The sequence below is a fragment of the Pararcticibacter amylolyticus genome (genome assembly GCF_003130405.1).
GTDB lineage: Bacteria > Bacteroidota > Bacteroidia > Sphingobacteriales > Sphingobacteriaceae > Arcticibacter > Arcticibacter amylolyticus.
Map to the genome: position 1 here is coordinate 155,063 of NZ_QEAS01000010.1, position 6,039 is coordinate 161,101.

General features: G+C 43.9%; 7 protein-coding genes. 4 read left to right on the forward strand and 3 right to left on the reverse strand.

Annotated features, from left to right (window positions below):
• Positions 1-116: 116 nt before the first annotated feature.
• Positions 117-995 (reverse strand): Ppx/GppA phosphatase family protein, encoded by an 879-nt coding sequence (locus tag DDR33_RS13365; RefSeq protein WP_109416299.1) that lies wholly within the window; start codon positions 993-995, stop codon positions 117-119.
• Complete coding sequence (ppk1, locus tag DDR33_RS13370) at positions 992-3,046, reverse strand: polyphosphate kinase 1 (protein WP_109416387.1); 2,055 nt, start codon at positions 3,044-3,046, stop codon at positions 992-994. The genes DDR33_RS13365 and ppk1 overlap by 4 nt, the downstream gene beginning before the upstream one ends.
• A 227-nt stretch (positions 3,047-3,273) precedes the next feature.
• On the opposite strand from ppk1, the gene DDR33_RS13375 reads away from it, so the two are divergent.
• The 4 genes from DDR33_RS13375 (at position 3,274) to DDR33_RS13390 (ending at position 5,747) form a co-directional block, all read left to right on the forward strand.
• The gene (locus DDR33_RS13375; RefSeq protein ID WP_109416300.1) at positions 3,274-3,765 is read left to right on the forward strand and encodes a YajQ family cyclic di-GMP-binding protein; all 492 of its coding nucleotides are present in this window, start codon (positions 3,274-3,276) and stop codon (positions 3,763-3,765) included.
• Positions 3,766-3,787: 22 nt separating this feature from the next.
• The gene (locus tag DDR33_RS13380) at positions 3,788-4,204 is read left to right on the forward strand and encodes a GNAT family N-acetyltransferase (RefSeq protein ID WP_109416301.1); all 417 of its coding nucleotides are present in this window, start codon (positions 3,788-3,790) and stop codon (positions 4,202-4,204) included.
• Between the two features lie 108 nt (positions 4,205-4,312).
• Positions 4,313-4,768 carry a YbhB/YbcL family Raf kinase inhibitor-like protein gene (locus tag DDR33_RS13385; RefSeq protein ID WP_109416388.1) on the forward strand — a complete coding sequence of 152 codons (456 nt, stop codon included), beginning with the start codon at positions 4,313-4,315 and terminating at the stop codon, positions 4,766-4,768.
• Between the two features lie 154 nt (positions 4,769-4,922).
• On the forward strand, positions 4,923-5,747 hold the full coding sequence (locus DDR33_RS13390; RefSeq protein WP_146198765.1) for a universal stress protein: 825 nt from the start codon (positions 4,923-4,925) through the stop codon (positions 5,745-5,747).
• Positions 5,748-5,832: 85 nt separating this feature from the next.
• Here DDR33_RS13390 and DDR33_RS13395 read toward each other — a convergent pair.
• On the reverse strand, positions 5,833-6,039 hold a 207-nt coding region (locus tag DDR33_RS13395), incomplete at its 5' end, for a heavy-metal-associated domain-containing protein (protein ID WP_109416389.1).

The following is a 6,039-nucleotide window of genomic DNA, read 5'->3' on the forward strand; positions in this document are numbered from 1 at the left end:
CTTTCACCTTACTCATATTTGCGTGTTTGAACGGCAAAAGTTAAAATCAGAGATGAAGTTCAGGTGAAGATGAAAAAACAATGCAAACAGGGAAAGTATGCTCTTTCCCTGAATTTTTATTTTAGGTTTTTATCAATTAACACCTGGATGATGCCATCCACCATTCCGACCCTCGGAACATAGATCTGGCGGATAGCAGCCCACTTCATCACAGTGAGATAGATCTCGCAGGCGGGAATAATTACGTCAGCACGGTCGTGATTAAGCCCCAGCACACTAATCCTTTCTTTTAAAGAGTGAGAGCGAAGATGCAGATAGATATCATTTAATTTGTTTATGTTCAAAGGCTTGCCATCTTTCTCTTCCGACAACCTGAACAGCTTATTAATATTGCCTCCCGTTCCGATACCCGAAAGATGCTTATAATTCTTCGTATGCTCTTTAATCCAGTCCTTCATCTGCTCCCAGGTTTCCGGTTCATCTGCATTATCCAGCATCCTGACCGTACCAATAGGAAATGAACGTGCCGCCTCAATCTTTCCCTCCGTAAAAACAGAAAGCTCCGTACTTCCTCCGCCTACATCAATATAGAGGTAGGTCTTGTTGTGCTCCAGATTTTCGGCGATATGGGTAGAATAAATAATATTTGCTTCCTTCTGCCCTTCCACTATTTCAAGGTTGATGCCGGCTTCAACCCTGATCCTGCCTACAAGATCAGCGCCGTTACTGGCTTCCCGCATAGCAGAGGTAGCACATGCCATATAATCAGATACTTTGTATACATCCATCAGTTGCCTGAAAGCAGTCATTGTCTTCACCAGGTCTTCCGTTTTTGACGGAGATATCTTTTTATCGAGGAATGCATCGTCCCCGAGCCGCAAAGGAACCCTGACAAGTGTGTTTTTCTTAAAAGTGATTTCCTGCCCTTTCTGAATAATATCTGCTATCAGCAAACGCACCGCGTTGGATCCGATATCTATTGCTCCGTATCTCAATTAAATTGTTTATTTTTTAAGTATGTATAAATGTCAATTTGTGCCCGGTATTTCTTCCCCCGTCCCGCTTTTTTATACCGGTTATGGGTATGCCGGGTGATCTCTCTCGCTTTAGTGTTATCCTGAAGCTGAATGGATATGATATCCCTGATTTCCTGTTTTACAAGTGGATCCAGAACAGGAAAACCAACTTCCACCCTCCTGTCGAGGTTTCTTGTCATAAAATCTGCTGAAGATAGGAAGATCTTTTCTTCTCCGCCGTTGGTAAATATCCATACCCTTGCGTGCTCCAGGTATTTATCGACTATACTGATCACTTTAATAGTATCGCTAAGCCCCGGGATCCCTGGCACAAGGCAGCACATCCCTCTCACGATCATCTGGATATTCACTCCCCCCGCTCCCGCCTCATAGATCTTTTCAATCATTTCTTCGTCTGCAAGACTGTTCATCTTCAGGATGATCCCTGCGGGTTTCCCTTCCTTCTGATTTCGTATTTCAGTGTCGATCATCGCATAGACCTTTCTGCGTGTTTCAAGGGGAGAAACGATCAGGTACTTGTAGTCATTAAAGAAAATCTTCTTTTCAAGTCCCCGGAACAGTTTTTTCAGCTCTTTGGTGATTCCCTTATGAGTGGTAAAGATACTATGATCTCCGTAGATCTTTGCCGTTTTCTCATTATAGTTCCCGGTTGCCAGGTTCGCATAATAAACTGGCTTCCCCTTTTCCATGCGGGTGATCAGACAGATTTTCGAATGGACCTTATAATCAAGTATGCCATAGTTAACAGCAACCCCTTCTTCTTCCAGGCGATTTGTCCAGTAGATATTATTCTGTTCATCGAACCGGGCCTTTAGTTCTACCAGGCAGTTTACTTTCTTCCCGTTCTTAACAGCATTAATTAACGCATTAATGATCCTCGAGTTCTGGGCAAGCCGGTAGAGCGTAATGCTTATTTCAGTGACTTTCGGATCAATAGCCGCTTCACGTAAAAAGTGAATAATATAGTCAAACGACTGGTAGGGCAGATTGATCAGGTAATCCCTGCGGGCGATCTGGCTGAAGATACTCTTACTGAGATCAAGATTCTGCACCCGTAGTGCCGGCGGACGCTCATATTCAAGTTCCCTGCGCCCTACATTCGGAAAATCAATAAAGTCCTTAAAGTTATGATACCTGTTGCCCGGGATCAGGCTGTCATTGCCGAGGTTCAGCTTTTCAACAAGATAAGCCACCATATCTTCCGGCATAGCATTGTCGTACAACAACCGCTGCGGTTTCCCCTTCTTTCGCTTTTGAAGGCTCTTTGTCAGGGTCTCGATAAACTTTTCGCTGACACTTCTGTCAAGTTCGAGCTCTGCATCCCTGGTCAGCTGAATAGAATATGCTTCAAGCCTTGGATAATCGAAAATAAAATAGATCTCCTCCAGGCAGTACCGGATGATATCATCCAGGAGGATAATGAACCTCAGGTCGTTGGTTTCAGGTAATACAATAAAACGCTCCAGGCTGTCCAGAGGGATCTCCATCAGGCTGTAGCGGAATTTTTCTTTATTGCTGAGACGCACGAAAAAATAGATCGCCCTGTCCTTCAGTTCAGGAAAAGGCTTATCATCACTCAGCATAAGCGGAACAAGTGTAGAAAGCAGCTTTTCCCTGAAATACCACCTGAGGAACTCGCCTCTCTTAACGTTCAGCTGATGTTCGTTAATAATGAAGATCTTTTCGGTTGCCAGCTCACGGATGATCTCATTTTCATAAAGGTCATCAAATTTCCGTTCCAGCTTCACAACTATCTCCCTGATAGTTTTCAGCGTCTTTTTAGGATTATACCCTAACAGTTCTTTTGCTTTTGTATTGATATTGGCAAGGCGGCCCAGTGTCGGAACCCTTACCCGGTAAAACTCATCGAGATTTGAAGAAAAAATAGCAAGGAACCGTAACCGTTCGATCAAAGGAACACTTTTGTCAGCTGCTTCCTGGAGAACTCTTTCATTAAAGTACAACCAGCTGATCTCACGATTAATAAGCGGTAATTTCTGCTTTGACATGTGCATAACTGAGCGGCCCGGCCCCTGTCCGGAGGCACAAAGCTGCTGATATTACTGTTAACTTAATATTAAATAATGTTATCAATTAACTTTCTGTAGTCAATTTAATCATCTTTATTCTTATAAGTTACGAAAAGATTAAATTGTTTAACCCTGCCTCACACAAACACCATAAAAATTCGGTTTTAGATGCCGATTGCTTAATTTCGCGGTTTAAGGAAATTAGTATGCCATCATTCGATATAGTAAGTAAGATAGACGGACAGACTTTGGACAATGCTATTAACAATGCAAAGAAGGAGATCCTGAACCGCTATGATTTTAATGATTCCAAAAGCACCGTCGAACTGGATAAGAAAACCAATGAAATCACCATTGTAACAGAAAACGATATGCGGCTGAAAGCGATCCAGGATTCCATTATATCCAGGATGGTGAAGCAAAACCTCGACCCCAAATCCCTTGATATGGGAAAAGAGCAGTATGCATCCGGAAATATGCTTCGTAAGGAAATTAAAATTAAAGAAGGAATCGACAAGGAAACATCCAAAAAGATCGTAAAGAAAATAAAAGACAGCGGACTGAAGGTGCAAGCCTCTATTATGGATGACCAGGTACGCATTCAGGGTAAAAAGATCGACGACCTGCAATCAGTTATTTCCCTTCTCCGTTCAGACGATTTCGGTCAGCCCCTTCAGTACATTAATATGAGAAATTAACCCAACAGCGCTCCTTAAATTTATGATCAGCATTTCAACAGATAAGACACTTCTGGATGTCACGATGATCCATCGTTACCTTAGCAGGGATTCCTACTGGGCTAAAAATATTCCGCTGGATATTGTAGAGCGTTCGATAGAGAACTCTCTTTGTTTTGGACTGTACAAAGACAGTTTACAGGCAGGATTTGCAAGGGTCATAACCGACTACGCCACTTTTGCCTACCTGGCAGATGTCTTTATTTTACCTGAACACCGGAAGCAGGGCCTATCCAAACAGCTCCTGGCATATATCAGGGATTTCCCGGATCTGAAAGGACTTCGGAGATGGATGCTGGCTACAGCCGACGCACAGGGACTTTATCAGCAGTACGGCTTTACTGAACTATCAAAGCCGGAGCGCATGATGGAGATCAGCGTCCCGAATATCTACGGTTAACCAACCGGAGCACCTGTACAGATACCCAAACTTTTCCTCCTCCTGCTTGTTACTTTGGCAAACAGCGGAAAACCTCTGCATCCCACTATTATTACATCACATTATCTTATGAAACTAAAAACAGTATTTGAACACAACCAGGAAATCCCGCGTCCCTACACCTGCCTGGGAGCAAACATCAGCTTCCCCTTTGAATTTGAAAGCCTTCCATCAGGAACAGAAAGCTTAGTACTCATCTTTGAAGATGTGGATGCCACTCCAAAGCCGTGGACCCACTGGATGGTCTTCAACATTCCGCCTTCAAGTATCAAAACAGAGGAGGGCACAATTCCTTCCGGTGCGACAGAAGGCCTGGCAAATAACCATACGTTTGGATATGAAGGCCCCTGCCCCAGATATTTTCAGGGGACTCACCATTACTGGATAAGGCTCTATGCGCTGGATATACGGCTTGACCTGCAGCCTGCTTCCGAACGCGAAGAAGTCGAGAAAGCAATGAACGGGCACATACTGGATCAGACAGAACTGTCCGGTTTATGTACCCGGCCTGAGGATCTTGAATAAACCCGGCGTCAATGCCCCGGCCTCCCGCCGGGCAAGCTTTGGTAAGCTGCATCAACAGACTGACCGATATGAGGCGCATCACTTTTTAACATACACATTTGTCATTTTTTCCCATCCTGAAAGCCCGTATCTTTATGGTATAAACCAGGAAGATATGAAAACAATCATCGTAGCAACCGACTTTTCAAAAGATGCCAGCAATGCCCTTGAGTATGCGGCATCCCTCGCCAAGTGCATCGACGCAAAACTGATTTTATATAATTCATTTATGCTTCCTGCACATGCAGCCAATACCCTGATGCCAGCTTCAGGAGTAGAAAAAATGATGGCTTCCAATGAAGCTTCCCTCGACTATGCTGCTGTAAAGATCTCCTGCACGTATGGTGTAAAAACAGAATATGCAAGCACGATCGGAAATGTAGAAGAGGAACTGGACATACTGGTAGAAAAACACCAGGCAGACCTGGTGGTGATGGGAATGAGAGGAAATTCTCTCGACCAGAAGATCTTTGGCAACACTACCACTTCCGTTATCCGTCACGCAAAGTATCCGGTTCTGGTCATTCCTCAGTCAGTCACCTTCAACGGAATCCATAAGATCCTGTTTGCTTGCGACAATAACTGTAAATTCTCCCTGCAAACTCTGAAGATGCTCAATGAAGTTGCCTTGCAATTAAAGGCAGAAGTACAGGTGCTCCATGTTGAGAAGACAAAGAAACTCTCACCCGAGCAGGTCCTTGCAGATGCCGGTCAGCATACCGACGTAGAATTCCATCTTGAAGGTATAGATCATACTTACCGCGATATTGACGGTTGCGGAGTCATTAAAGGGATTGAACAGGGCATTGATGAATTCGAAGCAGACCTGCTTGTAATGGTACCACAAAGATACGGATTCTGGAACTCCATGCTTCATAAAAGCAAGACCTGCGAAATGGCAGCCAGAAGCAGGGTACCCCTGCTGTCCATTCCAAATTAAGAATACCACCGGGACAACTATAAATAATAAAAGGCTTCTCAAAGGAAGCCTTTTATTTTATCAGCAGAACAATACCAGCCAGTCCTTATTCTTCTTCAATGATGAACCCAATGCCTCTTACTACTTCTTTTACTGCCTGAGCCGGCACACCCTCTTCCGCTTCCACTTTGAGGATCTTGGAAGGATTATTCGTATCCACTTCCCAATTAAGAACCCCTTCCAGCTGATTCAACGCCGGGGTTACTTTTGCCACACATCCCGAACAATTAATATTCGTTTTAAACTTATACGT